The following is a 25,831-nucleotide window of genomic DNA, read 5'->3' on the forward strand; positions in this document are numbered from 1 at the left end:
TTACCGGAGCAGCATGCCGCGCAGGAGCTCGCCGACCCCTTCGCGCAGCCGCTCCCGCTCCGGCGCGCGGGCGTGGAAGGCGCCCGCCACGCACGAGAACATCAGCCCCTCGCACCAGGCGACGAGGGACAGCGCGTGCCGCTCGGGGTCGGCGGACCCGGCCGCGGCCATCAGGTGGACGAGCGGCTCGCGGAACACCCGGCCCGCCGAGTCGTAGACCTCCCGCAACTCCGGTCGCCGCGAGGCTTCCAGGGCCAGCTCGTAGCGGGCGACGAGCAGCTCCCGGTGCCCGGTCAGGGCCCGGTGCAGGGTGAGCGCGACCGCGTCGGCGAGCCGCTCGTGCCCTTCCGCCGGGTCCGGCAGCTCCCCCAGCGCCAGCGCCTCCGTCTCCCGCGCGGCGAGCCGCTGCACGGCGGCCTCCAGCAGGGCCAGGCGCGTCCGGGCGAGGTTGGACGTCGACCCGGCGGGCAGCCCGGCCGCCTCGTCGACCGCCCGGTGGGTCAGCCCGCGCATGCCGCGCTCGGCGAGGAGGGCGAGCGCGGTGTCGGCGACCAGCCGGGCCCGTTCCCGCGCGGCGGACTTCGGGGGGAGGTTTTCCACTGCCATGCCCTCAACCTATCCGGCGCGTCCCCCGGGGGCCGTGGCGCTGTGTGACCGCCGCCCCGCTGCCCGTCGGCCCCCGGAGCGGCCGGCCGGCGGCCACCCGTACCCCCGTATGCTGCTCGAACGCACAGCACACGCCAGGGAGGCTCAGTGAAGGTCGGCTGCATCGGGCTCGGGGACATCGCACAGAAGGCGTACCTGCCGGTACTCTCCGCGCGGCCGGGGATCGAGCTGCACCTCCACTCCCGGACACCGGCCACCGTGCACCGGGTCGCCGACACGTACCGCATCCCCGCCGCCCGGCGCCACACCGACCTGGACGCCCTCCTCGCCGCCGGCCTCGACGCGGCGTTCGTCCACGCGGCGACGGCCGCGCACCCCGGGATCGTCACGCGCCTCCTCGACGCCGGCGTCCCCGTCTACGTGGACAAGCCCCTCGCCTACGACTTCGCCACCAGCGAGCGCCTCGTCCACCTCGCCCGGGAGCGGGGCGTGAGCCTGGCCGTCGGCTTCAACCGCCGCTACGCGCCCGGGTACGCGCAGTGCCTGGACCACCCCCGCGACCTCGTCCTGATGCAGAAGAACCGCGTCGGGCTCGCCGAGGACCCCCGCACGCTCGTCTTCGACGACTTCATCCACGTCGTGGACACCCTGCGGTTCCTCGTGCCCGGCACCGTCGACCACATCGACGTCCGTGCCAGGGTCCGCGACGGCCTCATGCACCACGTCGTGCTCCAGCTCTCCGGCGACGGCTTCACCGCCATCGGCTCCATGAACCGGCTGAGCGGCTCCACCGAGGAGGTCCTGGAGGTCTCCGGCCGGGACACCAAGCGGCAGGTCAGCAACCTCGCCGAGGTCGTGGACCACCGGGGGCAGCCCACCGTCCGCCGCCGCGGCGACTGGGTGCCCGTGGCCCGCCAGCGCGGCGTCGAGCAGATCACGCTCGCCTTCCTCGACGCGGTGCGCGAGGGCAGGCTGCTCGACGCCGGGGACGCCCTGAGCACCCACGAGCTGTGCGAGCGGATCGTCAGCTCCGCTCTGGAGCAGGCTTCCTGACGCGCCGCCGCAGGGTGCGCAGGCCCTCGGCCGCCAGGTAGCAGCCCAGGGCGGCGAGGGAGCCGGCGACGACCCAGTCGCCGGCGCGGACGTACGGGCTGGTGCCCTCCGCGAGGGGCACCTCGTAGACGGCGGCCGTGCTGCGGTCGGTGCCCAGCGGCGGGCCGACCGCCCTGCCGCGCGCGTCCACGACCGTGCTGACGCCGGTCAGGGTCGCGTGCACCATGGGCCGCCAGGTCTCCGCGGCCCGCAGCGCGGCCAGCGAGGCGTGCTGCCGCGGCGCCCAGCTGTGCTGGAAGGTGGAGGTCGCCGACTGGGCGACGAGCAGGGCGGCCCCGTCCCGCGCCAGCCTCCGGCTCATGTCGGGAAACGCCGACTCGAAGCACACCAGCGGCCCGATCCGCAGCCCGTCGGGCAGCCGCATCACCACCGGGTGGTCACCGCGCCTGCGATCCTCGCCCGCGGCCTTGCCCACGGAAGTGGCCCAGCCCAGGACCGAGCGGGCCGGCACGTACTCCCCGAAGGGCACCAGCCGCATCTTGTCGTAGCGGTCCCCGGTCGGACCGTCCGGGCCGACCAGCACGGAGCTCTTGAAGATCCCCGGCCGGCCGGAGCGCCGCGCGTCGACGTTCACCAGCAGCTCGGCACCGACCGTCCGGGACAGCGCGGTCAGCCGGTCCCTGAGATCGGGCCGTTGGTCCAGGTCCTGGCCCACGCTGCTCTCGCCCCACACCACCAGGTCCGGGTGCTGCCCGGCCAGGCCCCGGGTGAGCTGCTCCTGGCGGTCGAAGCGCCGCTGCGGACTGTGGCTGCCGGAGATCACTCCCGGCTGGACGACCGCGATCCGTACCGAGCCCGCGCTTTTCGGGACCGGCGCCCAGACCCATACGCCCGCGGTCGCCATGGCGCAGACAAGGACCCCTGCCACCCCCGCGATTCGGGACCGAGGGGCCCAAATCAGGGCGGTGAGCGCGGTGTTGAGGCACACCAGGAGGAAAGTAACCAGCCAGATCCCACCGACGGAACTGAGCCGCAGGGCGGGGGAAACCTGCCATTGGCTCGCCCCGAACAGACCCCATGGTCCGCCCAAATACTCCCATGAGCGAACAAGTTCGACCATCAACCAGCCGGCCGGGATCAGGAACAGCGCTGCCAGGGCCCGTCCCGGCCCTGGCGTGCCGTTGAGCAACCGGTGCACCAGCAGCCCCCAGGGTGCCCACAACAGCCCCAGCAGCGCGGCCAGTACCAGAATGAAGACATGCAGGCTCGGCAGCAGCCAATGGTGAACCGAAAGGAGGAATCCGCCCCCGCCGAGCCATCCGTAGCGCGCCGCCACGCGACCCGTGGGAGCGGAGCGGATCAGGAGCAGCCAGGGGACGAGGGCGGCGTACGCGAGCCACCACAGCCCCGGCGCCGGAAAGGTGAGAGCGGGCAGCGCGCCTGCGGCGACCGCCGCCGCGCCCCGCCACCGGGGCCGGGTGCGGGGCGGGCGGTGCCGCTCGACCGACGGCGCCATGGTCATGCCGTGCCTCCCTTGGGTGTGTGGATCAACAGCGTGGATCAGCGGCGTGGATCAGACGCGTGGATCACAGTGTGGCGAGTCTTCGCTCGCTCATTCGTCAAGCAGGTGGTCGGGTTCCGGCTGCCCTCGGGATTTCGAACAGTTGTGGATCATGGGGAAAAATCCTTGTCATCGGTGTGCAATATTCAACCGTTTTTTGTCTTCTGGAAAACGCACTTGGCTAGATCCGCTCTAAAGTGATCCGAAGTGGGCCTTGCCTCCCGCGCTGGAAAGGTGTGACCGGATATGCGGTCCGGGTTATCCGTGGTCCACCCTGGGCAGGTACCGCGCAAAAGTGGACAGGAACAGTGGACAGGAACGCTGCGGCCCGGGGAGACGGCGTGTCAGGCGTGCGAGACCGTATTTCAGTACAGCCGTTGGAGATCATGCCCTTCTACTGTCCGGTACCGCCGGCCGTCCATCCCCGCCTCCGGGAGATCGACAACGCCTCGGTGGACTGGATGCTCGACCAGGAGCTCGACACCTCGCCCCACCAGCGGCAGCGGCTGACCCGGTGCGACTTCGGCGGCCTGACCGCCAGGACCATGCCGTACGGCCAGGCCGGCCCGCTGACCGTGGTCGCCAAGCTGCACTCGGTGCTCTTCTCCTTCGACGACGCCGTTTGCGACGAGTCCGGAGCGACCGCCCACGGCCTGGCCCGGGCGACCTCGCGCATCATGCGCGTCCTGGAAGCGCCGGTTCCGTCGTGGCCGGACGACTCGCCCCACGCGGCGGCGCTGCGCGGCGTGCGGAGGGAACTGGCCGCGCACGCGACACCGCGTCAGTTAAGGCGCTGGACCGAGGGCATGCGGGTCTACCTGTCCAGCCTGGTGTGGGAGGCCGCCTGCCGCCGCGACCGGGCGCTGCCGTCCGTCAACGACTACACGGCCATGTGGATGCGCGCCATCGGCATGGCGCCCTCCACGGCGCTGATGGACATCGCGGGAGGCTATGAACTCCACGACCGGGACCTGGACCGGCCCGAGGTGAAAGCCCTCACCGAGATGACGTGGACCCTCGTGGCCTGGGACAACGACTTCTACTCGCGGAACAAGGAGATCCAGCGAGCCGGTGACAACCTCAACCTGATCGACGTCCTCGCCGCGGAGCGGGGCTGGGAGCCCGCCCGCGCGCAGGAAGAGGCCATGGCGATGCGCGATCGCGTCATGACGCTCTTCCTGCGGCTGCGCGAACAGCTGTGGCCGCGGGCCGGGGTCGAGCTGCGCTGCTACCTGGTGGCCCTCGGCCACTTCGTCCGCGGGCACCTGGACTGGGCTTCCCGGTGCGCCCGCTACGTCGACCCTTACGATCCCGCCCGGCCCGTCCAGTGGTGGAAGCCGCTCCCCGCGGACGACAGCCCGGAGCCCGTGCCGATTCCCGCCATCGCCTGGTGGTGGGGCCAGCTGGAGACCGCTGCCTACCCGCGCCGCAGCCAGCTGCGCAGCGACCGCCACCACGACCGCCGGGAAGGCGCCGGCCGGTCGGCGGTGACCGGGGTGAGAACCGGCTGCGCCGGCTGAGAGGGCACCGCCGGCTCCACCACCACGGGGTCGGCGGGCACCTCCGGTCGCGGCCGCTGCGCGGTGAACTTCACCGGCAGCGACTGGAGATGACGGGACATCAGGACAGAGGAGTAGTCGAGCGACGACTCGTCCACCGCGAGGGTGAGGTCGGGCAGCCGCAGGAGCAGGGCGTCGATGCCGGTGTCCGCGATGGCCCGGCCCACGTCCTGCCCCGGGCACTCGTGCTGGCCGCCGCTGAACGCCAGGTGGGAGCGGTTGCCGTGGATGGGGGCGTCCGGATCGGGCCGGACGACCGTGTCCATGTTGGCGGCGGCGAGCCCGAGGACCAGGGCGTCCCCCTGCTTGATCTGCTGCCCCGCGAGCTCCGTATCCTGGGTCGCCCAGCGGCCGAGGATCGCGATGAAGGGCGGCTCGTCCCACAGGACCTGCTCCACCGCGTCCGGCAGCGTCATGTGGCCGCCCGCGAGCGAGGCCCGGAAGCGGACGTCGGTGAGCACCATCTTCAGGGTGTTGGCGATGAGGTTCGCGGTGGTCTCGTAGGCGGCGATGAGCACCAGCCGCAAGTGCTGCTGCACCTCGTCGTCCGAGAGCCCCGCGGGGTGCTCCAGGAGCCAGGTGGTGAAGTCGGCGCCGGGCTCGACCCGCTTGCGCGCGACCAGCTTGCGCAGCGTCTCCTGGACGAAGGCGTTGCTGGAGACGGCCGTCTCGGTGCCCTTGATCATGTCGCGGGCGGCGTCGACCAGCCGCTGGCTGTACACCTCGGGCATCCCGAGCAGCTGCGTCATGGCCATCATCGGAAGGTGGTCCGCGAACTGGCTCACCAGATCCGCCCGGCCCGAGGCGCAGAAGCGGTCGACCAGCTGGTTGGAGAAGTGGGTGACGTGGCGGCGGATGCCGCGCTTGTCGAAGCGCGCGATGGCGTCGTTCACGGCACCGCGCCAGCGCTCGTGCTGCGTCCCGTCGGCGAAGACGCAGATCGGCTGGTAGGTGGTGATCGGCGCCAGCGGGTGGTCGGGGGGCACCTTCCCCTCCCGCGCCAGGTTCCACAGCCGGGAGTCCCGCGAGAAGCGCGAGGGGGTCCGGGCCACGTCGAGGTTCTCGCGGTAGCCGAGGACGAGCCAGGCCGGGAGGTCGCCGTACAGCAGGACGGGCGCGACCTGGCCGTGCTGCTGGCGGAGCCGCTCGTACAGCCCCATGGGGTCGGCCTCGGCCTCCTTCCCGTACAGCCGGGTGACACCGCCGGGGCCGAGGTCGTGGGCCGGGCACTGCGGGGGAGGCGCGACCACGGAGTCGGCGCGGGAGTGTTCGGGGGGGAGGGTCACTGTGGCTCCGGGGCGACGGTCGTGAGGGTGTAGAGGTAGCGCATCAGGGTCATCAGGGTGTCGCGGCAGGAGCCGCGGTCGCGGGCGTCGCAGTCGACCATGGGAACGCTGTCGTCCAGGTCCATGGCGGCCCGCAGTTGCTCCATGGGGTAGCTGGGGGAGCCGGGGAAGCGGTTGACGCCGACGACGAACGGCACACCGCGCTCCTCCAGGCGGCCGATCACGTCGTAGCTGACCTCCAGGCGGCGCGTGTCGAGCAGGACCACCGCTCCGAGGGCGCCTTCGAAGAGGCCGTTCCACAGGAACCAGAAGCGCTCCTGGCCGGGGGTGCCGAACAGGTACAGCACCAGCTGCTCGTTGATGCTGATCCGGCCGAAGTCCATGGCCACGGTCGTTTCGGTCTTCTGCTCGATGCCGGCGAGGTCGTCCACGCCGACACCGGCCTGGGTCATGGTCTCCTCGGTGGTCAGCGGCCGGATCTCGCTGACGGCGCCCACCAGCGTCGTCTTGCCGACGCCGAAGCCACCGACGATCACCACCTTGACGGCAGCGGTGGCCGACGCCGGGAGGACGTCCTCCGTCCGCGGCCCCGCGTGGATCTCGGGGCCGTAGGCGTCAGAGCCGTTGTAGTCCATTCATCACCGCCTCCAGAAGTTGGATGTCGGGCAGTGCCGCCGCCGGGACCGGGGGACGGGCCTCCACCTGCCTGCTGGCCAGCAGATCCGTGAGCAGCAGGGTGAGCGTGCTGACGGGGAGCTCCAGGTACGCGGATATCTCGGCGACGGACAGCGGGTAGTCGCACATCCTGACGATGGCGGCGTGCTCGGGCTGCAGGCCGGGGTCGGTCTCCGAGCGGGAGACGATCAGTGTCACCAGATCGAGCTCTGTCTTTTTCTCCCCACGGGCCTGGCCGCCGGTGAGGATGTAAAGCCGGTCCGGACTGCCTGGTGCCTTCCCCGGGTCGGGTCCTCCGGCTCCGTTCATGTCACCGGGCCGCTGACCCGCGGCGGGCTCGTCAGGTGCGAACCGATCCGGGCCACCAGATCCCGCATCCGCAGCCCCATCAGGCCGGCGTCCACGTCGTCGTCGGCCAGGACGGCCAGGAACGCCCCGGCTCCGGCGGCCATCAGATAGAAGAAACCACCGTCGACCTCGATCACGACCAGGCGCATCTCCCCGTCCCCGTTGGGGAATTCGGCGGCGATGGCCGTCGAGAGGCTCTGCAGTCCGGCACAGGCGGCGGCGAGCCGGTCGGCGGCGTCCGGGTCCGTGCCGTGCTGGGCCATGCGCAGGCCGTCCGAGGACAGCACGATCACGTGGCGGGTCTGCGGAACGCTGGTTGCCAGGTCCTTGAGCATCCAGTCCATGTTGAACCGCGGCTGCGTCACTTGGCTACTCTTCCTTGTCTGACGAGGTATCACTGTTCGGCCGGCCGGCGTCCGGCTCCGGGAGCTCCCCGTTGATGCCGCTGGTGAAGGCGGCCAGCCACATGCCCGGCTGCTTGGGTGCCTCCTCCGGTTCGGCCGGCCGGGCGGGGTGCCGGGCCGGGGCGGCCGGCGCCCGGTCCCGCTGGGCGGCCGCCGCCCGGCCGAACGGCAGGGGCGCGGGACCCTGGCGCCGTCGGCGCTGCGGCAGTCCGCTGTCCCCGAGCGGCGGCGGGATGGGGTGCTCCATCATCGGCGGGGCCGTCTGGGGGCCGGGGGCGGGGATCTTCTGGCCGGGGCGCCGCTTGGACTTGATGGGGGGAAGCTTGGGAGCGCGCGCGATATCGCCTCCGGGGTGCTTGCTGGCGGTGATGAGGTCCATGGGGATGACCAGGACCGCGCGGACGCCTCCGTAAGCGGAAGGCCGCAGCGACACCAGGAAGTTGTAGCTGAGGGCGAGTCGGCTGACCACCGCCAGGCCGAGCCGGGGCGCCTCGCCCAGGTCGTCCAGGTCCAGCGCGCCTTCCCGGGAGAGCACCCGGTCGGTGCGGCGCCGGGCCTCGTCGGTCAGGCCGACGCCGGCGTCCTCGATCTCGACCGCGATGCCGGACTGGATGTCCACGGCGGTCAGGTGCACCCGGGTCTGCGGGGGCGAGTAGCGGGTGGCGTTGTCCAGCAGCTCGGCCAGCGCGTGGATCACGGGTTCGACGGCGGGTCCGACCACGGCGACGTCCGCCACCGAGTGCAGGTCGACCCGCCGGTACTCCAGGATCCGCGACATCGCGCCGCGCAGCACGTTGTAGAGCGGGATCTCGTTCTTCCACTGGCGGCCGGGGCGGGAGCCGCCCAGGACGGCGATGCTGTCCGCGAGCCTGCCGGTGAGGGCGTTGCCGTGGTCCAGGTGGAGGAGGTCGCCGAAGACGTCCGGGTCGTTGCCGTGCTTGTGCTCCATCTCCCGGATGTCGTAAGCCTGTTGGTGGACGATGGCCTGCACCCGGCGGGCGATGTTCACGAAGGCGCGCTGGGCGGAGTCGCGCAGGCCCTCCTCGGCCTGGACCGCCTCGATGACGGACTTCAGCACCGACCGGTGCGCGGCCGCGTACCCCGGCTCCAGGTCATGGGCGGGCAGGGTGTGGCGCAGGACGACCTCGGTGGGCGCCCCCCGCTGGAGCAGCTGGATCGCCTTGGGCAGCAGCTCGCGGGCCAACCGCCGGGTCTCCGCCTCGTGTTGGTCGAGCTGGTAGCGCAGCACGGCTTCCTGCTCGGCGGACCGCCGGCGCAGACCGGCGATCACGCGCCCCCGCCGCGCGGCCTCGGACGCGGCCAGTGCCACCGCGACCGTGGCCGAGGACCCGCACCAGGCCACCGGCGCGCGGGCCGCGGGGGTGACGGCGATGACCGCCGCCACCGTGCACACCGCCAGTACCAAAGGGGAGATCAGCCATATCAGGGCGGAGGCGGGCCGCCGCTGAGCTGACGAGCCAGTACGAACCATCAAGATCCTCGGACTCCTGGAAAGGGCGTGGGTGCCGGGGCGCAGCGTTCTCGGGGTTCACCCGGAGAACGGCGACAGCGCAGCACTTGTCCGCAACGTGAAGTAGTCACCGCAACCCGCTGCGCGACATGGAGCGTAGCCTGTCGCGCGCCGCTCCGGCGCGAAGTTGTCATATTCGCGGATTGGCCTGACGAGGGAATTCGAAAGCCTGCATAATGGGCCTTCGTTTTAAACTCCGAATATATTTCCGAACCCCAGGAATGGGAGTTCGAAGAAATCCGGCCAGCGGGACGGTGACGCTACCGGTGCGCTACGGTCCCGTGTTCCGCGCGCGGCCCGAAGGTCACGCTCTCGGGTGGTGCGTCCGTCGAACCCTGCCCCTCGCGCGACGGACGGGGCTAGGCTCGATCCACCACCATCCTCCCGGGAGACCTCGCCATGTCAGGGCTTCAGCGTGAACAGAACGCATCCGCCGCCCTGTTCGAGCGTGAGCTCGAGCTCACGACCGCGGAACAGGCGGTGCGCCGCTTGTGCGGCCACGTGACAGAAGGGAGGAACCGGCTCGGAGGGCTGCTGCTCTACAGCGGCGAAGCGGGCCTGGGCAAAACGGCGTTGCTCACCGAGGTCCGCAGGTTCGCCGCGGAGGTCTGCCGGTGCACCGTCCTCTTCGCACGCGGCAGCGAGTCGGCGCGCTCCGTCCCCTTCCACGTCGTCCGCCAGCTCCTGCAGCCCGCCCTCGCGCCGCTGGCCCCGGCCGCGCGCCAGGAGCTGCTCAGCGGCTGGTACGACATCGCCGGGCCCGCGCTCGGCATCTCCCCGCCCAGCGGCACGATGCAGGACCCCCAGGGCGTGCGGGACGGCATCGACTGGCTCGTCACCCAACTCGCCCTGAAGGGCGAACCCGTGGTGCTCGTCATCGACGACGCCCACTGGGCCGACGCCGAGTCCCTCTCCTGGCTGACCGCCTTCACCGTGCGGCTGCGGGAGATGCCGCTGCTGGTCGTCCTCGCCTACCGGCCGGATGAACTTCCCGATCACACCCCGGCCTTCCGCGACCTGGTCGCCAGCCGCGCCGCCCGCCCCGTGGAGCTGCGGGCGCTGACCCCGGAGGCCGTGGCCGGGCTGACGCACGCCGCCTTCGGCGGGCGGCCCGACCCGGCCTTCTGCCGCGAGGTGTGGGCGGTCACCGCCGGAAATCCCTACGAGGCCGTGGAGCTCATCGCCAAGGCCCAGGACCGCAATCTGAAGCCGATCGAGGAATCCGCGCCCCTGCTGCGCGACCTCGGCGCCACCGCCCGCGGCAGCGGCCTGGTCGCCCGGCTGGAGCGGCTGGGGCCCGCGGTGACGCGGTTCGCCTGGGCCGCGGCGGTCCTCGGCACGGAGATCTCCCCGATCCTGGCCGCGAACCTCGCGGGCATGGGCCCGGCGCAGGCCGCCCAGTGCGCGGACCGGCTGCGGGAGGCCCGGATCCTCGCCGGAGCCGTCGATCTCGAATTCGTCCACCCGCTGATCGCCACCGCCGTCTACAGTGCGATCCCGCCGGCCGCCCGCACCGCCATGCACGGCCAGGCCGCCTGGGCGGTCGCCGAGGCCGGGCACGGCTCGGCGGCGGCCTCCCGGCACCTGCTGGAGGTCCACCCCGATCACGACTCCGATCTGGTGGAGAAGCTGCGGGCAGCGGCCCGTGAGCACCTCGCGGTCGGCGCGCCGGACGCGGCCCGCCGCTGTCTGGAGCGCGCCCTCCACGAGCCGCCGCCCGAGGAAGAACGCGCCGCCGTCCTGTACGAGCTGGCCTGCACCGCCCTCCTCACCTCCCCCTCCGCCACCGTCAACCACCTCAGGACGGCCCTGGGCCTGCCGCACCTGACCGACGACCTGCGCATCGACGCCACCTACCGGCTGTCCCAGGCGTACGCCCACAACAACCAACTCCAGGAAGCGGCCAGGGTGGTGGCCGAGCAGGCCGAGCGCACCCCGCCGGGCCCCGGGCGGATGCGGCTGCAGGCGGCGCACTTCCTGTGGCGCGGCATTCAGGTCGAGGAGGAGGACTCCCACGGCCGGTCCCGGCAGATGTCCGAACTCGCCGACGACCTCCCCGGCCGGGACAACTCCGAGCGGGCCATGCTCGCGCTCCGGGCCTTCGACGGCGTGATCCGCGGTGAGGACGCCCTGGCCGTCGCCGATCGCGTCGACCGCGCCCTGTTGGACGGCGAGCTGGCGCCCGGCATGGGGTGGACCAACACCGAGTGGGGCTTCGAGATCCCCAGCGTCCTCGGCATCAGCTGTGCCTACACCGACCGGCTCGACCAGGCCCAGCGCCTGTTCAGGGGCGCGGTGCGCGCCTTCGAGATCGCCGGGTGGAGCGGTGCCCACCTCTCCTTCGCCCATGACTTCCTCGGCCTCGTCCACCGGCGCCGGGGGGACCTGTGCGAGGCGGAGCGGTCGCTGCGCGAAGGGCTGCGGCTGGCCTCCCGGCTGGGCCCCGGCCTCCCCATGCACTGGGACGGCTTCTGCCTGCTGATCGAGACCCTGCTCTCGCGCGGCCGGGTCGACGAGGCACAGGCCATCGCGGACGAGCACTCCTTCCACGCCCCCTACTCACCGGCGATCGTCCTCCCGGATGCCGCGTGCCTGGCCGGACGGCTGCTGCTCGCCCGCGGCCGGACGAAGGAGGCGATCGTCGAGCTGGAGGCCGCGGGGCGCCGACTCGACGAGCGCGGCCGGAACAACGTCCTCTGGGCGCCCTGGGCGTTCGACCTGGCCGACGCCATCCTCCCCGAGGACCCCGAGCGTGCCCGCGCTCTGGCCGATCAGGCCGTGCAGCACGGTTACCGGTTCGGCACCGACACCGCCATCGGCGAATCGCTGCGCCGGGCCGCGGCCGTCCACGAGCCGGAGGAGGCGCTGCGCAGGCTCGATCAGGCCGTGACGCATCTGCGCAGATCTCCGTGCAAGTTCGAGTTCGCGGCCGCCCTGGTCGATCACGGTGTCGCGCTGCGCCGGGCCGGCCGTCCGGCGGAGGCCGCCGACCGGCTCCGGGAAGGGCTGGATCTGGCCCGGGAGTGTTCGGCGGACGGGCTCGTCACCACCGCCCAGGCCGAGCTCGACGCGGGGGCGTTCGCGAAGGCCGAGCCGAGGGTGTGACCGCCGGGTCCTGAGCCGCTCCCGGGTGGGCGGGAGCGGCTCAGGACGCGCGGCGGCCCGCCTTCTTCGACGCGGTCTTCTTCGCGCCCGAGCCGGCCGTGCTTTTGCCCGTCGTGCTTTTGCTCGCGGTGCTTTTGGTGGCGCTCTTGGCGGTGCTCTTTTTGGCCGTCGTCTTCGCCGTGCTCTTTGCCGCCCGGGAGGAGCCGGAGGAGGCTGCCGGTGCCGCCTTCTTGGCCGGCGTTCGCTTATTCGATTCCGTGGTCTTCTTCGCCGTGCCCCGCGCCGTTTTCCCGGCCGGGGCGGCTTTCTCGGCCCCGTCCGCCTTCCCGGCGGGCTTTCCGGCGGCCGTGTCGATGGACGCCTGGAGCGCGGCCATCAGGTCGATGACGTTGTCGGGCGCGGGAGTGGTGTCCTCCTTGGGGACCGGCCTGTCCTCCAGATGGGCGTTGATGAGCTCGCGGAGGGCCACCTCGTAGTCGTCCTCCAGCTCCTCGAAGTCGAAGTCCTCGGAGAGTGTGTCCATCAGGCTGGTGGCCATCTTCAGTTCCTGCGGCCGCACGGTCACCGACGAGGGCGGGGCCAGGCCGCCGCTGTCCCGGATCTCGTCGGGCCAGTACATGGTGTGGAGGGTCAGCAGGTCGCCGTGGACCCGCAGCAGCGCCAGCGACTCCCGGGTGCGCAGCGCGATCTTCGTGACGGCCACCCGCTCGGTCTGCTTGAGCGTCTCCCGCAGCAGGACGTAGGGCTTGTTGGCCGCCGCGCTGTCCGGCGCCAGGTAGTAGGTGCTCGACAGCTGCAAGGGGTCGATGCGGTCGGCGTCGACGAAGGCGAGGACGTCGATGAGCTTCTTGCTCGGCAGCGGCAGCCCCGCCAGCTCCTCCTTGGTGACGACCGCGGTGTGGCCCTCGTCGTCGTCGAAGCCCTTGGCGATGTGCTCGTAGTCGACCTGCTCGCCGCAGATGTCGCACACGCGTTTGAGGTGGATCCGGCCGCCGTCCGCGTCGTGGACCTGGTGCAGCCGCAGGCCGTGCTCCTGCGTCGCGGCGTACAGCCGTACGGGGACGGACACGAGCCCGAACCCCACCGCCCCTTTCCACATGGTCCGCATAGTTCTATCCCTCCACGGGGAATTCCTACCTTATGCCCGCATCTTCGGACCGGCAGGTGGTGGAGATCGACGGCCACCGGCTGGCACTCTCGCACCTCGACCGGGTCCTCTTCCCCGCCTCGGGCCACACCAAGGCCCAGGTCCTGCACTACTACGCCCGGGTCGCCGAGGTGATGGTGGCGCACACCGCCGGGCGTGCCGCCTCGTTCGTCCGGGCGCCGGAGGGGCCGCAAGGGCAGAGCTGGGTCGCCAAGAACCCGCCGGGCGGGGTGCCCGGCTGGGTGCCGGTGGCCCCGGTCGAGCACCGCGAAGGGGTCACCGAGCAGGTCGTGATCGACTCGACCGCGGCGCTCGTCGCGATGGCGAACCTGGGGGCCTACGAGGTGCACGTCCCCCAGTGGACGGTGGCCGCCGGGCCCGGCGCGCACGACCGCCTCGTCCTGGACCTCGACCCCGGGCCGGGCACCGACCTGGTCGTCTGCTGCCGCATCGCCCAGCGGCTGCGCCAGCTCCTCGACGCCGACGGCCTGACCGCCCACGCCGTCGTCTCCGGCTCCAAGGGGCTGCACCTCTACGCACCGCTGCACCCGGTGCCCGGACGGGCCGCCTCCGCCTACGCCAAGGGCCTCGCGGGCCGGATGCAGGGCGAACACCCCGGGCTGGTCGTCGTCTCCATGGCGCGCGCCGAGCGCTCCGGCAAGGTGCTCATCGACTGGTCGCAGAACGCGAGCGCGAAGACCACCGCCGCCCCGTACACCGTCCGGCTGCGCGAGCGCCCCGGCGTCGCCACCCCGGTCACCTGGGAGGAGGTCGCCGGCTGCCAGGACCCGGGCGACCTCCTCTTCACCCCCGAGGAGGTGATCGACCGCGTGGCCGCACACGGCGACCTGCTGGCCCCGCTCACCGACGACCGCGCCCGCGGCCGCCTGCCGTGACGGGTGTCCGCCCGCACGCGCCCGACCCGCCTCACCCGAGGCGGGTCAGGTCGGGCCGCAGGCGGTGCCAGGTCGGGTGGCGGAGCCGGCCGGAGGCCGTCCAGCCGGAGAAGGCGACCTCGGCGACGAGCCGGGGCTCGACCCAGTGCGCGCCCGGCACGTCCACCGGCCCCGCGAAGGGGGAGCCGGGGCGGGCGAGCACCTCCAGGTACCGCGCCAGCTCCCGCCGTTCCGGCAAGGACAGCCCCGATCCGACCGACCCGGCGTACCGCAGACCGCCGGCCTCCTCCACGCCGACCACGACCGCGCCGGGCAGCCCGCCCAGCGCACCGCGGCCCTCCGCCCAGCCGCCGATGACCACGTCGAGGGTCACGACGTGCTTGGTCTTGCGCCACTCGGGTGACCGGACGCCCGGGGTGTACGCCGACGACAGCCGCTTGGCCAGGACGCCCTCGAAGCCGCTGCGCAGCGTGGCGTCCCAGGCCCGCTGCCCGTGGCCCTCCAGGTGGGTGGGCGCCGACCAGTGGGAACCGCCGAGGCCCAGCCCGTACAGCACGGCCCGGCGTTCGAGGTAGGGGAAGCCGAGCAGCGACCGGCCGTTCAGGTGCATGACGTCGAACAGGACGAGGTGCACGGGGCACTGCATCGCCAGGTGGGCGGCGCGGCGCGGGTTCACGACGCCCATGCGGCGCTGCAGGAGCCCGAAGTCGGGCCGCCCCTGGGCGTCCAGGACGACGACCTCGCCGTCGAGGACCGCGCTCCGCCCGCGCAGCTGTTCGCCGAGCCCGGCCAGCTCGGGGTAGGTGGGGGTGGCGTCGTTGCCCGCCCGGGTGGTCAGCCGCAGCGTTCCGTCGCCGGGTGCCCCGACGACGCAGCGCACCCCGTCCCACTTGACCTCGAAGGCCCACGCCGCGTCCTCGCCCGCGGCGGGCAGCGGGCCCGGGGTCGCCAGCATGGGCCGGATCTCCGGCAGGGGGGCGCTCATCCCGACCGGGTCCACCGCAGCAGCTCGGCCTCGGTCCAGGTGGTGATGATCCGTTCGGCGGGCACCCCGCACTCCTCGGCACGCGCGCAGCCGTGGATCTGCCAGTCGAGCTGGCCCGGGGCGTGGGCGTCGCTGTCGACGGAGAACAGCACGCCCGCTTCGAGGGCCTGACGGATCAGCCGGCGGGGCGGGTCGAGCCGTTCCGGGCGGCTGTTGATCTCCACGGCCGTCCGGAACCGGGCGCACGCGGCGAAGACCATCGCCGCGTCGAACTGCGACTGAGGGCGCCCGCCGTCGCCGTCGCCGCGCCCGATCAGCCGGCCGGTGCAGTGCCCGAGGACGTCCACGAGGGGGTTGGCGACGGCCGCGACCAGGCGGCGGGTCATGGCATCGGCGTCCATGCGCAGCTTGGAATGGACCGAGGCCACCACGACGTCCAGCTCGTCGAGCAGGCCCGGCTCCTGGTCCAGGGAGCCGTCGGCGAGGATGTCGCACTCGATGCCCGTCAGCAGGCGGAAGCCGTCGCCTTCGGCCGCGAGCCGCTCGTTGACGCCGGCGACCACCTCCAGCTGGGCGCGCAGCCGTTCCGGCGTCAGTCCGCGGGCGATCGTCAGCCGCGGGGAGTGGTCGGTCAGGACCGCCCACTCGTGGCCCAGCGCGCGGGCCGTGCGGGCCATCGCCTCGATCGGGCTGCCGCCGTCGGACCAGTCCGAGTGCAGGTGGCAGTCGCCGCGCAGCGCCGCCCGCAGGGTTTCGCCGCCCTGGGCGAGCGGGTGGGCGGCCTCCGCTTCCAGCCGGGTCAGATAGCCGGGCACGCCGCCCGCGAGGGCCTCGGCCACCACGCCGGCCGTCTTCGGGCCGATGCCCTTCTCCTTGGTCAGGGTTCCGGCCGCGGTCCGCTGCGAGACCTCGGCCGGCGGCAGCTGGGAGATCACCTCGGAGGCCGTGCGGAACGCCTTGACCCGGTAGGTGGGCGCGTGGGCGCGTTCGAGCAGGAAGGCGATGCGGTCCAGCGCCTCCACGGGGTCCATCGCTCCTCACCGCCTCGCGTCGCGGGCCGCCCCACCTTCCTACCGTGCGGGATGCGGGGGCGGCGCGCACGCCGTCCCGGTGAGGCGTGCGTAGCGGCACCGCCCGCGGGGGAGGTTCCGGGCATGAGTACCCCTGACGACACCCCTGCCGGCCGGCCCCGGAGCCGGGCGGTGGTCCTCGGGGCGGGCATGGCCGGGCTGCTGGCCGCCGCCGTCCTCTCCGGCCACGCCGACGAGGTCGTGGTCGTCGACCGGGACCGGATGCCCGAGGGCACCGGGCCGCGCAAGGGGCTGCCGCAGGCCCGCCACGCGCACCTGCTGATGTCCGGTGGCGCGCGGGCCGTCGAGTCGCTGCTGCCCGGCACGGTCGAGGCGTGGGTCGGGGCGGGCGCCCGGCGGATGCCGCTGCCGTCGGGCATCGTGGTGATGGGGCCGCGCGGCTGGTTCCCGCGCCGGCCGGGCACCCAGTTCATGATGGCCTGCACCCGGGACCTCCTCGACGGGGTGGTCCGGGAGCGGGTCCTGGCCCTGCCCGGGGTGACCCTGCGCGAGGGGAGCGAGGCCGTCGCCCTGCTGGGTGACGCCCGCAAGGTCACCGGGGTGCGGCTGCGCGACTGCGGCACCGACGCCGTCGAGGGGCTCGACGCCGACCTGGTGATCGACGCCTCCGGGCGCGGCTCGCAGGCCGCGCGGCGGCTGACGGAGCTGGGCCTGCCCGTCGTCCACGAGGAGACGGTGGACTCCGGTCTCGTCTACGCCACCCGCATCTTCCGGGCGCCGCCGGGCACCGAGCGGTTCCCCGTCGTCAGCGTCCAGCCCGACCCCCGCTCCGGCCTCCCCGGCAGGGGCGCCACGATGCTCCCCGTCGAGGGCGGCCGCTGGCTGGTCACGGTCTCCGGCACGCGCGGGAGCGAACCCACGCGGGAGGCCGGTGACTTCGAGCCCTTCACGCGTCGGCTGCGGCACCCGCTGATCGCCGACCTCATCGCGGGCGCCGAGCCCCTGACGGACGTGCACCTGACCCGGAGCACCGTCAACCGCCGCCGTTTCTTCGAACGGCTGCCGTCGCCGCCCGAGGGGTTCGCGGTCCTCGGTGACGCGGTGGCCACATTCAACCCCGTCTACGGGCAGGGCCTGTCGGTGGCCGCCCAGTGCGCCGTCGCGCTGCGCGGCCTCCTGGCGGAGCACGGCGTGGCCGCGCCGGCGCTGGCCGGGCGCATCCAGCGGGAGGTCGCCCGCGTGGCCTCCGGCCCGTGGGACCTGGCCACCGGTGAGGACATCAACTACCCCGGGGCGATCGGTGAGCGGCCCCCGGCGGCGGCCAGGCTGCTGCGGGGTTACGTCCAGCGGGTGATGTGGGCCGCGACGGGCAGCCCGGTCGTGCTGGCGGCCCTGATGGATGTGATGACGCTGTCCGCGCCCATGACCGCGCTGGTCAGACCGGCGGTCGTGCTCGGGGTGGCGCGCGGCCCCGGCCGCTTCGCTCAGCGCGGGCCGTCGATCACCGCGGCCGAGCTGGAGCTGTGCGGGCCGGCGCCGCGCTGAAGCTCACTCGGGCCGCAGGGCCACCGGCGGCAGGTACTCGCGCTCCAGCGTGCGGTGCCACCAGGCGCCGGTGGCCGCCCGCTCCTGGCGGGTGGTGTAGCGGTAGCGGTAGAGGCGGGCCCGGACGTGGGTGGGCGGGGCACCGGGGAAGGGGTTGTGCCCGAGCAGCCGCAGGGTCGCCGGGTCGCCCGCCAGCAGCCGTTCGACGAACGGGCCGAACCACGACCGGGCGTACGACGGCGAGATCCCGGCGAACCACATCATCCAGTCGAGCCGCAGGTGGTACGGGGCGAACTGGCGCGAGCGCCGGCGGACGTCCCCGGGCTTGCCCTTGAACCCGTACTCCCGCCACACCGTGTCCGGGCCGAGGTGCTGCGCGTCGGTGCCCTCGACGACGACCTCGTAGCGGGTGCGGTTGATGCTGCCGAAGGCGCCATAGGTGTTGACCAGGTGGAACGCATTGAAGGACATGTTCATCCGCTGCCCGCGGGAGAGCATGTTGCGCACCGGCCACCAGCTCAGCACCACCACCAGGGCCGTCGCGGCGAGGACGAGGACCTCGAACCAGCGCGGGGCGGGGCCGGCGGGCGGCGGGTACGCGGGCAGCCCCAGGACACCGGCCGCCGCGGCCCCGTCGACGGCGGAGAAGGCGAGAACGATCGTCAGCCAGTTCAGCCAGGCGAAGTTGCCGGAGGCCACCAGCCACAGCTGGGTGCAGATCACCACGGCCGCGGCGACGCTCGCGACGGGCTGCGGGGTGAACAGCAGGACGGGGACGACGAGCTGGGCGACGTGGTTGGCGGCGACCTCGACGCGGTGCACGGGCCGGGGCAGCCGGTGGAAGAGCCGGCTCAGCGGGCCCGGCATCGGCTGGGTCTCGTGGTGGTAGTACAGGCAGGTGAGGTCCCGCCAGCAGGTGTCCCCGCGCATCTTGATCAGCCCGGCGCCGAACTCCACGCGGAAGAGCAGCCAGCGCATCAGCCACAGCACGAGAACGGGCGGGTCGGTGCGGGCGTTGCCGAGGAAGACCGCGAGGAAACCCGCCTCCAGCAGCAGCGACTCCCACCCGAAGCCGTACCAGGTCTGGCCGACGTTGACGATCGACAGGTACATCACCCACAGGGCCGCCCACAGCACCACCGACGCCCAGAGCGGCACCGCGTCCGCGGCGCCCGCCACGACCGCCACCGCGAGGGCGGCGCCCGCCCACGACCAGGCGGCGAAGAAGCGGTCGGAGTAGTGGAGCTGGAAGACCCCCGGAGCCCGCAGGAACGGCAGCCCGCGCAGGAAGCGCGGCACCGGCAGCATGCCGCGTTCGCCGATGAGCGCGCGGAACTGCAGGGCCGCCCCCAGGAAGGCCACCGCGTAGAGCGCGGCGAGCCCCCGCTGGAGGATCAGCCGGCTCAGCCCGTACCCGGACGCGGTGAACCACTCCATGCCGTATCCGTACCACCGTTAGCGCTCCGCTGGTGTCGGGTGTGTTCGGGCGTGTCGGGTGCGGGCGCGCGGTTCCTCGCGCCCCTTTGGGTGTGGTTGTGCGGTGTGGGGTGTGTCGGGTGCGGGCGTGTTGTGGCTGGTCGCGCAGTTCCCCGCGCCCCTTCGGGTGTGGCTGTGCGGCGTGGGGTTTGTCCGGTGCGGGCGCGTCGTGGCTGGTCGCGCAGTTCCCCGCGCCCCTTCGGGCGTGGCTGCGCCACATAGGGTTCGTCCGGCCTGTCCGGAGTACTCCGTCGCATCGAAGAAACGGGCAAAAGGTGGCAGAGTGGCTCTATGGTCGATCGGGGAGCGACGCCTGCCGCCGTACCGGACGGCGCGGTGCCGCAGGAGTGGCCCGCTCGCCCGGAGCTGAACCTCGCCCTCAACCGCGTGGGCCTCTTCGACTGGGACCTGGAGAGCACCCGGATCCACATGGACGCGACGGCACTGGAAATCCTGCACGTGCCGCCGGAGCGCTTCGAGGGCCGGATCGGCGACCTCGGCGGGCGGGTGCCGAGAACCGACGGGGCCATGCTCGACGCCGTGGTGTCCCGGGCGATGAAGGACGGCAGCGAGGTCTACGGCGCCTACTACCGGGCCCGGGACGACGAGGGGACCCTGCACTGGGTGTACACCCAGGGCCGGATCCTGCGCGACGGGGACGGGCGGCCCTGCCGCATCATCGGCCTCCTCCGCGACGCCACCCAGGAGCTCAGCCACGGCCTGGAGCCGCGCGAGCCCGCCGAGGAGCGCCGCCACCAGACGTCCGTCGTCGAGACGATCACCGCTGCCCTCGCCCACGCCCGCACCGTCCAGGACGTCATCGACTTCTTCAAGGACTCCCGGGCCGTCGAACACCTGGGCGCCGACCTGCTGGTCCTCGGTCTCGTCGAGTCCGGCCGGATCCACCTGGTCGCCGAGGGCCCGGAGCAGCACTACATCCCCGGCACCCGCTACACCCGGCTCGACGACAACTTCCCCATGAGCGAGGTCATCCGCACCCTCTCCCCGCGCTTCGTCGAGTCCCGCGAGGAGTTCGCCGAGTGCTACCCGTGGCTGTGGGAGCGCATCAAGGACATCGGCATCTCCTCCGCCGCCTACCTCCCGCTGATCGCCCAGGCCCGGCCCATCGGCGCCCTCGGCCTCCTCTACCGCGGGACCCGCGGCTTCACCCGGCAGGAGCGCAACCTCTACATCGCCCTGAGCAGCAGCCTCGCCCAGTCCCTGGCCCGGGCGATGCTCTTCGACCAGGAGCACGACCTCGCCGAGGGCCTCCAGCAGTCCATGCTGCCGCGCCGCATCCCCGACATCCCCGGCGCGCAGATCGCGGTGCGCTACCGCTCCGCCCGGATGGGCCGCGACATCGGCGGCGACTGGTACGACGTGATCCCCCTGCCCGGCGGCCGGGTGGGCGCGGTCATCGGGGACGTGCAGGGCCACGACACCCACGCCGCCGCGGTCATGGGCCAGCTGAGGATCGTGCTGCGGGCGTACGCCACCGAGGGCCACTCCCCGGCGACCGTGATGGCCCGCGCCTCGTCGTTCCTGCACGAGCTGGACACCGACCGCTTCGCGACCTGCCTCTACGCCGAGGCCGACCTCACCACCGGGGTGCTCCAGCTCGTCCGCGCCGGCCACATCGACCCCATGCTGCGGCACACCGACGGCACCTGCCGGCGGCTGCCCGTCCAAGGCGGGCTGCCCCTCGGCCTGTCCGCCGAGTTCGGCCGGCTCGACTACCCCGTGGAGACGGTGGAGATGGACCCGGGGGAGACCCTCCTGCTGTTCACCGACGGCCTGGTGGAGCAGCCCGGCGCCGACCTCGACGACGGCATGCACGCTCTCGCCGAGCAGGTCCGCACCGGCCCGAGCGAACTCGTGAGCCTGGCCGACCAGCTGTGCGACGTGGTGGAGGAGCGGGTCGGCGAGGACGACATGGCCCTGCTCCTGCTGCGCCGCCACGGCGCAGCCGCCCGCGACAGCGGCCGGCTGCGGCAGCACATCGCCCCCGCCGACCCCGAAGCCCTGCAGGCCGCCCGGCAGATGATCCGCACGGCGGTTCGGGCCTGGGGCGCCCGGGAGCGCTCGGACGAGATCGAACTGGTCGCCGACGAGCTCGTCACCAACGCCCTGCTGCACACCGACGGCGCGGCGGTGGTGACGATCCGGATGCTCCCCGGCCGGGAACGGCGGGTGCGCGTCGAGGTGGAGGACAAGTCCAGCGCCCTGCCGCGGCGCCGCGAGCCGGGCGAGGCGGGGGTCTCCGGCCGGGGGCTGCTGCTGGTGGACCGGCTGGCCGACGTCTGGGGCGTCGAGCCGCGCGGCACCGGCAAGGCCGTCTGGTGCGAATTCGTCGTACCGGGACGCCACGCGTTCACCGAGGAGGACCCGGCGGCGGACCGCCCATAGCCCAACCGGCCCGCGACACGCCAAAACCGTCGAAGAGGTCAAGGTCACAGCGGTAGCCCCTGCTCCGGAGCCCGTCGGCTCCCCTAGCCTTCCCCCATGACGGTCCTGCCTGACGAAGGCTTCTCCCTGGCCGCCGAGTTCCCGGACCCGTCCCGGGAGCAGTGGCAGCGCCTGGTGGAAGGTGTGCTGCGCAAAGCGGGCACGACGGATGTATCCGGCGCCGCCGCCGAGGGCGCGCTCGCCACTCCGCTCCAGGACGGGCTGGCCACCAGCCCGCTCTACACCGCCGACGACGGCACTCCCGGTGACGGCACGGCCGGGCCCGGCTTCCCGGGTTTCCCGCCGTTCGTCCGCGGCGGGCGGGCCGAAGGGACCGCGGTGGCCGGCTGGGACGTCCGCCAGCGCCACAGCCACCCCGATCCCGCGAAGACCAACGAGGCCGTCCTCGCCGACCTGGAGAACGGGGTCACTTCGCTCTGGCTGACCGTCGGTGCCGGCGGACTGCCCGTCAGCGGCCTCGCGGCCGCTCTCGACGGCGTCTACCTCGACCTCGCCCCCGTCGTCCTCGACGCCGGAGCCGGCTTCGAGGCCGCGGCCCACGCCCTGCTGGACCTCCACGCCGAGCGCGGGACCCCGGGCGGCGCCGCCACCGGGAACCTGGGCGCCGACCCGCTGGGCACCCTCGCCCGCACCGGCACGGACGCCGACCCGGCACAGGCCCTCACGGCCGCCGCCGCCCTCGCCGACCGGTGCCTGCGCGACCACCCCGGCATCCGCGCCCTGACCGTCGACGCCCTGCCCTACCACGACGCCGGCGGTTCGGCGGCCCAGGAACTGGGCTGTTCCCTGGCCACGGGCGTCGCCTACCTGCGCGCGCTCACCGCCGCCGGACTGAGCGCCGAGCAGGCGTGCGCACAGCTGGAGTTCCGCTACGCGGCCACCGCCGACCAGTTCCTGACCATCGCCAAGTTCCGTGCCGCGCGCAGGCTGTGGGCCCGCGTCGCCGAGGTCAGCGGTGTCACCACCGCCGCCGCGGCCCAGCGCCAGCACGCCGTCACCTCCTCCGTGATGATGACCCGCCGGGACCCGTGGGTGAACATGCTCCGTACCACCCTCGCCGCTCTGGGTGCCGGGGTGGGCGGCGCCGACGCCGTCACCGTGCTGCCTTTCGACGACGCCCTCGGCCTCCCCGACGGCTTCGCCCGGCGCGTCGCCCGCAACACCTCCTCGATCCTCCTGGAGGAGTCCCACCTGGCCCGCGTCATCGACCCGGCGGGCGGCTCCTGGTACGTCGAACGGCTGACCGACGAACTCGCCCACGCCGCCTGGGCCTGGTTCCAGGAGCTCGAAGGAGCCGGCGGGCAGGCCGCGGCGCTGCGCTCCGGGCTGGTGGCCCGGCGTCTCGCGGACACCTGGCGCGAGCGCTCCGCCGACCTGGCCACCCGCCGCGAACCCATCACCGGCGTCAGCGAGTTCCCCCACCTCGGCGAGCCCCCCGTCCACCGCGAGGCCCCGCCCGCCCCCGCCTCCGGCGGCCTGCCCCGGGTCCGCCGCGACGAGGCGTACGAGGCGCTGCGCGCCCGCTCCGACGCCCACCTGGCCGCCACCGGCGCCCGGCCGCGCGTCTTCCTCGCCGCGCTGGGCCCCGCGGCCGCCCACACCGGCCGCGCGGCCTTCGCCGCCAACCTCTTCCAGGCCGGCGGCATCGAGACCGTGCACGACCCGGTGACCGTCGACGCGGCCTCGGCTGCCGGGGCGTTCACCGCGAGCGGCGCCACCGTCGCCTGCCTGTGCTCCAGCGACAAGCTCTACGCCGAACAGGCGGAGCCCGTCGCCGCCGCCCTGAAGGAGGCGGGCGCCCTGCGGGTGTTCCTCGCCGGCCGGCCGGGCGAGCGGCGGGAAGCCTACGAACGAGCCGGAGTCGACGAGTTCGTCTTCGCGGGCGGCGACGCGGTCGCCGTCCTCTCCTCCGTCCTCGACCGCATGGGAGTGGCGTGATGCAGGCCAGCACGGGCGGAATCCCCGACTTCACCGGTGTCGGACTGGGCCCGGCGGCCGGCCCGCACGCCGACCCCGGCCCCTGGCGCGCCGCCCTGAAGGAGAGCACCGGCAAGAGCGTCGAGGACCTCCTGTGGGAGACCCCGGAGGGCATCGGCGTCAAGCCGCTCTACGGCCCCGAGGACCTGGAAGGGCTCGACTTCCTCGCCACCTACCCGGGCATCGCGCCCTATCTGCGCGGCCCGTACCCCACGATGTACGTCAACCAGCCCTGGACCATCCGGCAGTACGCCGGATTCTCCACGGCCGAGGAGTCCAACGCCTTCTACCGCCGCAACCTGGCGGCCGGTCAGAAGGGCCTGTCCGTCGCCTTCGACCTGCCGACCCACCGCGGCTACGACAGCGACCACCCGCGCGTCACCGGCGACGTGGGCATGGCGGGCGTCGCCATCGACTCCATCTACGACATGCGCCAGCTCTTCGACGGCATCCCGCTCGACCGGATGAGCGTGTCGATGACGATGAACGGCGCGGTCCTGCCCGTCCTCGCCCTCTACATCGTCGCCGCCGAGGAACAGGGCGTACCGCCCGAGAAGCTGGCCGGGACCATCCAGAACGACATCCTCAAAGAGTTCATGGTCCGCAACACCTACATCTATCCGCCCCAGCCCTCGATGCGGATCATCTCCGACATCTTCTCGTACACCTCGCAGAAGATGCCGCGCTACAACTCCATCTCCATCTCCGGCTACCACATCCAGGAAGCCGGGGCGACGGCCGACCTGGAGCTGGCCTACACCCTCGCCGACGGGGTGGAGTACCTCAAGGCCGGCCTGGAGGCCGGGCTCGACGTCGACGCCTTCGCGCCGCGCCTGTCCTTCTTCTGGGCGATCGGCATGAACTTCTTCATGGAGATCGCCAAGCTCCGCGCCGCCCGGCTGCTGTGGGCCAAGCTCGTCAAGCGCTTCGACCCGCAGAACGCCAAGTCGCTGTCGCTGCGCACCCACTCGCAGACCTCGGGCTGGTCGCTGACCGCGCAGGACGTCTTCAACAACGTGGCCCGCACCTGCGTCGAGGCCATGGCCGCGACCCAGGGCCACACCCAGTCCCTGCACACCAACGCCCTCGACGAGGCGCTCGCCCTGCCCACCGACTTCTCCGCCCGCATCGCCCGCAACACCCAGCTGCTCCTCCAGCAGGAGTCCGGGACCTGCCGGGTGATCGACCCGTGGGGCGGCAGCGCCTACGTCGAGCGGCTCACCCACGACCTCGCGCGCCGCGCCTGGCAGCACATCGAGGAGGTCGAGGCGGCCGGCGGCATGGCCAAGGCCATCGACGCGGGCATTCCCAAGCTGCGCGTCGAGGAGGCGGCCGCCCGCACCCAGGCCCGGATCGACTCCGGGCGGCAGCCGGTGATCGGCGTCAACAAGTACCGGGTGGACAGCGACGAGCAGATCGACGTGCTGAAGGTCGACAACTCCTCCGTGCGCACTCAGCAGATCGAGAAGCTGCGGCGGCTGCGCGCCGAGCGCGACGAGGCCCGCTGCCAGGACGCGCTGCGCGCGCTCACCGCCGCCGCGGCCTCCGGGCCCGGCGCGGGCCTGGAGGGCAACCTGCTGGCCCTCGCGGTGGACGCCGCCCGCGCCATGGCGACCGTGGGCGAGATCTCGGACGCCCTGGAGAAGGTGTACGGCCGCCACGCCGGGCAGATCCGTACGATCTCCGGTGTGTACAGAGACGAGGCCGGACCGTCGTCCGGAGTGGAGCGCACCCGCGCCGTGGTGGCCGCGTTCGAGCGGGAGGACGGGCGCAGGCCCCGCATCCTCGTCGCCAAGATGGGCCAGGACGGCCACGACCGCGGCCAGAAGGTGATCGCCACCGCCTTCGCCGACCTGGGCTTCGACGTCGACGTCGGCCCGCTCTTCCAGACGCCGGAGGAGGTCGCCCGGCAGGCGGTGGAGGCCGACGTGCACATCGTCGGCGTCTCCTCGCTGGCCGCCGGCCACCTCACCCTCGTGCCCGCGCTCCGGGAGCAACTGGCCGAGCAGGGACGGGAGGACATCATGGTCGTCGTCGGCGGGGTCATCCCGCCGCAGGACGTCCAGACGCTGCGGGACATGGGCGCCGCCGCCGTGTTCCCGCCCGGAACGGTGATTCCGGACGCCGCCCACGACCTGCTGAAGACCCTCGCCGGGGTCCTCGGCCACGAGCTGTGAGCC

The 25,831-nt window shown here is 73.1% G+C and carries 19 protein-coding genes; 8 read left to right on the forward strand and 11 right to left on the reverse strand.

What is annotated here, in order from left to right; genetic code table 11:
- The gene (locus tag ABZ951_RS13835) at nt 1–606 is read right to left on the reverse strand and encodes a TetR/AcrR family transcriptional regulator (RefSeq protein WP_344090410.1); all 606 of its coding nucleotides are present in this window, start codon (nt 604–606) and stop codon (nt 1–3) included.
- A gap of 147 nt (nt 607–753) precedes the next feature.
- Here ABZ951_RS13835 and ABZ951_RS13840 point away from each other — a divergent pair, with 147 nt between their 5' ends.
- Nucleotides 754–1,659 (forward strand): Gfo/Idh/MocA family oxidoreductase, encoded by a 906-nt coding sequence (locus ABZ951_RS13840; protein ID WP_344090412.1) that lies wholly within the window; start codon nt 754–756, stop codon nt 1,657–1,659.
- Here the strand turns inward: ABZ951_RS13840 and lnt are convergent.
- A complete protein-coding gene (gene lnt, locus ABZ951_RS13845) occupies nt 1,631–3,181 on the reverse strand; it encodes an apolipoprotein N-acyltransferase (protein WP_344090414.1) in 1,551 nt (516 codons plus the stop codon). The genes ABZ951_RS13840 and lnt overlap by 29 nt on opposite strands.
- 425 nt (nt 3,182–3,606) lie before the next feature.
- On the opposite strand from lnt, the gene ABZ951_RS13850 reads away from it, so the two are divergent.
- A complete protein-coding gene (locus tag ABZ951_RS13850) occupies nt 3,607–4,740 on the forward strand; it encodes a hypothetical protein (protein WP_344090494.1) in 1,134 nt (377 codons plus the stop codon).
- Here ABZ951_RS13850 and ABZ951_RS13855 read toward each other — a convergent pair.
- The 5 genes from ABZ951_RS13855 to ABZ951_RS13875 are packed head-to-tail and all read right to left on the reverse strand — an operon-like array spanning nt 4,638 to nt 8,984.
- Nucleotides 4,638–6,065, reverse strand: coding sequence for a cytochrome P450 (locus ABZ951_RS13855; RefSeq protein ID WP_344090416.1), 1,428 nt, complete (start codon nt 6,063–6,065; stop codon nt 4,638–4,640). The genes ABZ951_RS13850 and ABZ951_RS13855 overlap by 103 nt on opposite strands.
- The gene (locus ABZ951_RS13860) at nt 6,062–6,700 is read right to left on the reverse strand and encodes an ATP/GTP-binding protein (protein WP_344090418.1); all 639 of its coding nucleotides are present in this window, start codon (nt 6,698–6,700) and stop codon (nt 6,062–6,064) included. The genes ABZ951_RS13855 and ABZ951_RS13860 overlap by 4 nt, the downstream gene beginning before the upstream one ends.
- Nucleotides 6,681–7,049 carry a DUF742 domain-containing protein gene (locus ABZ951_RS13865; protein ID WP_344090421.1) on the reverse strand — a complete coding sequence of 123 codons (369 nt, stop codon included), beginning with the start codon at nt 7,047–7,049 and terminating at the stop codon, nt 6,681–6,683. Before ABZ951_RS13865 ends, ABZ951_RS13860 begins: the two co-directional genes overlap by 20 nt.
- Nucleotides 7,046–7,432 (reverse strand): roadblock/LC7 domain-containing protein, encoded by a 387-nt coding sequence (locus ABZ951_RS13870; protein ID WP_344090496.1) that lies wholly within the window; start codon nt 7,430–7,432, stop codon nt 7,046–7,048. Before ABZ951_RS13870 ends, ABZ951_RS13865 begins: the two co-directional genes overlap by 4 nt.
- Nucleotides 7,433–7,457: 25 nt before the next feature.
- Complete coding sequence (locus tag ABZ951_RS13875; protein ID WP_361279897.1) at nt 7,458–8,984, reverse strand: ATP-binding protein; 1,527 nt, start codon at nt 8,982–8,984, stop codon at nt 7,458–7,460.
- Between the two features lie 438 nt (nt 8,985–9,422).
- Between ABZ951_RS13875 and ABZ951_RS13880 the strand changes: the two genes are divergently transcribed.
- Nucleotides 9,423–12,128 (forward strand): AAA family ATPase, encoded by a 2,706-nt coding sequence (locus ABZ951_RS13880; protein WP_344090424.1) that lies wholly within the window; start codon nt 9,423–9,425, stop codon nt 12,126–12,128.
- A gap of 40 nt (nt 12,129–12,168) precedes the next feature.
- Here the strand turns inward: ABZ951_RS13880 and ABZ951_RS13885 are convergent, their stop codons facing one another.
- Nucleotides 12,169–13,236: a Ku protein gene (locus ABZ951_RS13885; RefSeq protein WP_344090426.1), complete on the reverse strand. Its 1,068-nt coding sequence runs from the start codon at nt 13,234–13,236 to the stop codon at nt 12,169–12,171.
- A 32-nt stretch (nt 13,237–13,268) separates the two neighbouring features.
- Here ABZ951_RS13885 and ligD (ABZ951_RS13890) point away from each other — a divergent pair, with 32 nt between their 5' ends.
- Nucleotides 13,269–14,171: a non-homologous end-joining DNA ligase gene (ligD, locus tag ABZ951_RS13890; protein WP_344090428.1), complete on the forward strand. Its 903-nt coding sequence runs from the start codon at nt 13,269–13,271 to the stop codon at nt 14,169–14,171.
- Nucleotides 14,172–14,202: 31 nt separating this feature from the next.
- On the opposite strand, the gene ligD (ABZ951_RS13895) is transcribed toward ligD (ABZ951_RS13890), so the two are convergent.
- Together ligD (ABZ951_RS13895) and ABZ951_RS13900 are read right to left on the reverse strand one after the other, a co-directional pair.
- Complete coding sequence (gene ligD / locus ABZ951_RS13895; RefSeq protein WP_344090430.1) at nt 14,203–15,156, reverse strand: non-homologous end-joining DNA ligase; 954 nt, start codon at nt 15,154–15,156, stop codon at nt 14,203–14,205.
- Nucleotides 15,153–16,187, reverse strand: coding sequence for a PHP domain-containing protein (locus tag ABZ951_RS13900; RefSeq protein ID WP_344090432.1), 1,035 nt, complete (start codon nt 16,185–16,187; stop codon nt 15,153–15,155). Before ABZ951_RS13900 ends, ligD (ABZ951_RS13895) begins: the two co-directional genes overlap by 4 nt.
- Nucleotides 16,188–16,310: 123 nt before the next feature.
- Here ABZ951_RS13900 and ABZ951_RS13905 point away from each other — a divergent pair, with 123 nt between their 5' ends.
- Nucleotides 16,311–17,732 (forward strand): FAD-dependent monooxygenase, encoded by a 1,422-nt coding sequence (locus ABZ951_RS13905; protein WP_344090434.1) that lies wholly within the window; start codon nt 16,311–16,313, stop codon nt 17,730–17,732.
- Nucleotides 17,733–17,735: 3 nt separating this feature from the next.
- Here ABZ951_RS13905 and ABZ951_RS13910 read toward each other — a convergent pair whose 3' ends face one another.
- The gene (locus ABZ951_RS13910) at nt 17,736–19,169 is read right to left on the reverse strand and encodes a lipase maturation factor family protein (RefSeq protein ID WP_344090437.1); all 1,434 of its coding nucleotides are present in this window, start codon (nt 19,167–19,169) and stop codon (nt 17,736–17,738) included.
- A gap of 330 nt (nt 19,170–19,499) precedes the next feature.
- Between ABZ951_RS13910 and ABZ951_RS13915 the strand changes: the two genes are divergently transcribed.
- The 3 genes from ABZ951_RS13915 (at nt 19,500) to scpA (ending at nt 25,828) form a co-directional block, all read left to right on the forward strand.
- Nucleotides 19,500–21,614 carry a SpoIIE family protein phosphatase gene (locus tag ABZ951_RS13915; protein WP_344090440.1) on the forward strand — a complete coding sequence of 705 codons (2,115 nt, stop codon included), beginning with the start codon at nt 19,500–19,502 and terminating at the stop codon, nt 21,612–21,614.
- Between the two features lie 96 nt (nt 21,615–21,710).
- Complete coding sequence (locus ABZ951_RS13920) at nt 21,711–23,612, forward strand: methylmalonyl-CoA mutase family protein (protein ID WP_344090442.1); 1,902 nt, start codon at nt 21,711–21,713, stop codon at nt 23,610–23,612.
- Nucleotides 23,612–25,828 carry a methylmalonyl-CoA mutase gene (gene scpA / locus ABZ951_RS13925; RefSeq protein WP_344090444.1) on the forward strand — a complete coding sequence of 739 codons (2,217 nt, stop codon included), beginning with the start codon at nt 23,612–23,614 and terminating at the stop codon, nt 25,826–25,828. The genes ABZ951_RS13920 and scpA overlap by 1 nt, the downstream gene beginning before the upstream one ends.
- Nucleotides 25,829–25,831: the final 3 nt, after the last annotated feature.

The sequence above is a fragment of the Streptomyces sp. NPDC046215 genome (assembly GCF_040646215.1).
GTDB classification, from domain to species: Bacteria; Actinomycetota; Actinomycetes; order Streptomycetales; family Streptomycetaceae; genus Streptomyces; species Streptomyces stramineus.

What these genes read in the sequence shown, in the direction of transcription:
- ABZ951_RS13920 (WP_344090442.1), top strand. Translation starts at nt 21,711, where the DNA reads ATGACGGTCCTGCCTGACGAAGGCTTCTCCCTGGCCGCCGAGTTCCCG.
- ABZ951_RS13850 (WP_344090494.1), top strand. Translation starts at nt 3,607, where the DNA reads ATGCCCTTCTACTGTCCGGTACCGCCGGCCGTCCATCCCCGCCTCCGG.
- ligD (WP_344090428.1), top strand. Translation starts at nt 13,269, where the DNA reads ATGCCCGCATCTTCGGACCGGCAGGTGGTGGAGATCGACGGCCACCGG.
- ABZ951_RS13910 (WP_344090437.1), bottom strand. Translation starts at nt 19,169, where the DNA reads ATGGAGTGGTTCACCGCGTCCGGGTACGGGCTGAGCCGGCTGATCCTC.
- ABZ951_RS13870 (WP_344090496.1), bottom strand. Translation starts at nt 7,432, where the DNA reads ATGGACTGGATGCTCAAGGACCTGGCAACCAGCGTTCCGCAGACCCGC.
- ABZ951_RS13915 (WP_344090440.1), top strand. Translation starts at nt 19,500, where the DNA reads ATGGTCGATCGGGGAGCGACGCCTGCCGCCGTACCGGACGGCGCGGTG.
- lnt (WP_344090414.1), bottom strand. Translation starts at nt 3,181, where the DNA reads ATGACCATGGCGCCGTCGGTCGAGCGGCACCGCCCGCCCCGCACCCGG.
- ABZ951_RS13860 (WP_344090418.1), bottom strand. Translation starts at nt 6,700, where the DNA reads ATGGACTACAACGGCTCTGACGCCTACGGCCCCGAGATCCACGCGGGG.
- ABZ951_RS13865 (WP_344090421.1), bottom strand. Translation starts at nt 7,049, where the DNA reads ATGAACGGAGCCGGAGGACCCGACCCGGGGAAGGCACCAGGCAGTCCG.
- ABZ951_RS13880 (WP_344090424.1), top strand. Translation starts at nt 9,423, where the DNA reads ATGTCAGGGCTTCAGCGTGAACAGAACGCATCCGCCGCCCTGTTCGAG.
- ABZ951_RS13875 (WP_361279897.1), bottom strand. Translation starts at nt 8,984, where the DNA reads ATGGTTCGTACTGGCTCGTCAGCTCAGCGGCGGCCCGCCTCCGCCCTG.
- ABZ951_RS13885 (WP_344090426.1), bottom strand. Translation starts at nt 13,236, where the DNA reads ATGCGGACCATGTGGAAAGGGGCGGTGGGGTTCGGGCTCGTGTCCGTC.
- ligD (WP_344090430.1), bottom strand. Translation starts at nt 15,156, where the DNA reads ATGAGCGCCCCCCTGCCGGAGATCCGGCCCATGCTGGCGACCCCGGGC.
- ABZ951_RS13905 (WP_344090434.1), top strand. Translation starts at nt 16,311, where the DNA reads ATGAGTACCCCTGACGACACCCCTGCCGGCCGGCCCCGGAGCCGGGCG.
- scpA (WP_344090444.1), top strand. Translation starts at nt 23,612, where the DNA reads ATGCAGGCCAGCACGGGCGGAATCCCCGACTTCACCGGTGTCGGACTG.
- ABZ951_RS13835 (WP_344090410.1), bottom strand. Translation starts at nt 606, where the DNA reads ATGGCAGTGGAAAACCTCCCCCCGAAGTCCGCCGCGCGGGAACGGGCC.
- ABZ951_RS13900 (WP_344090432.1), bottom strand. Translation starts at nt 16,187, where the DNA reads ATGGACCCCGTGGAGGCGCTGGACCGCATCGCCTTCCTGCTCGAACGC.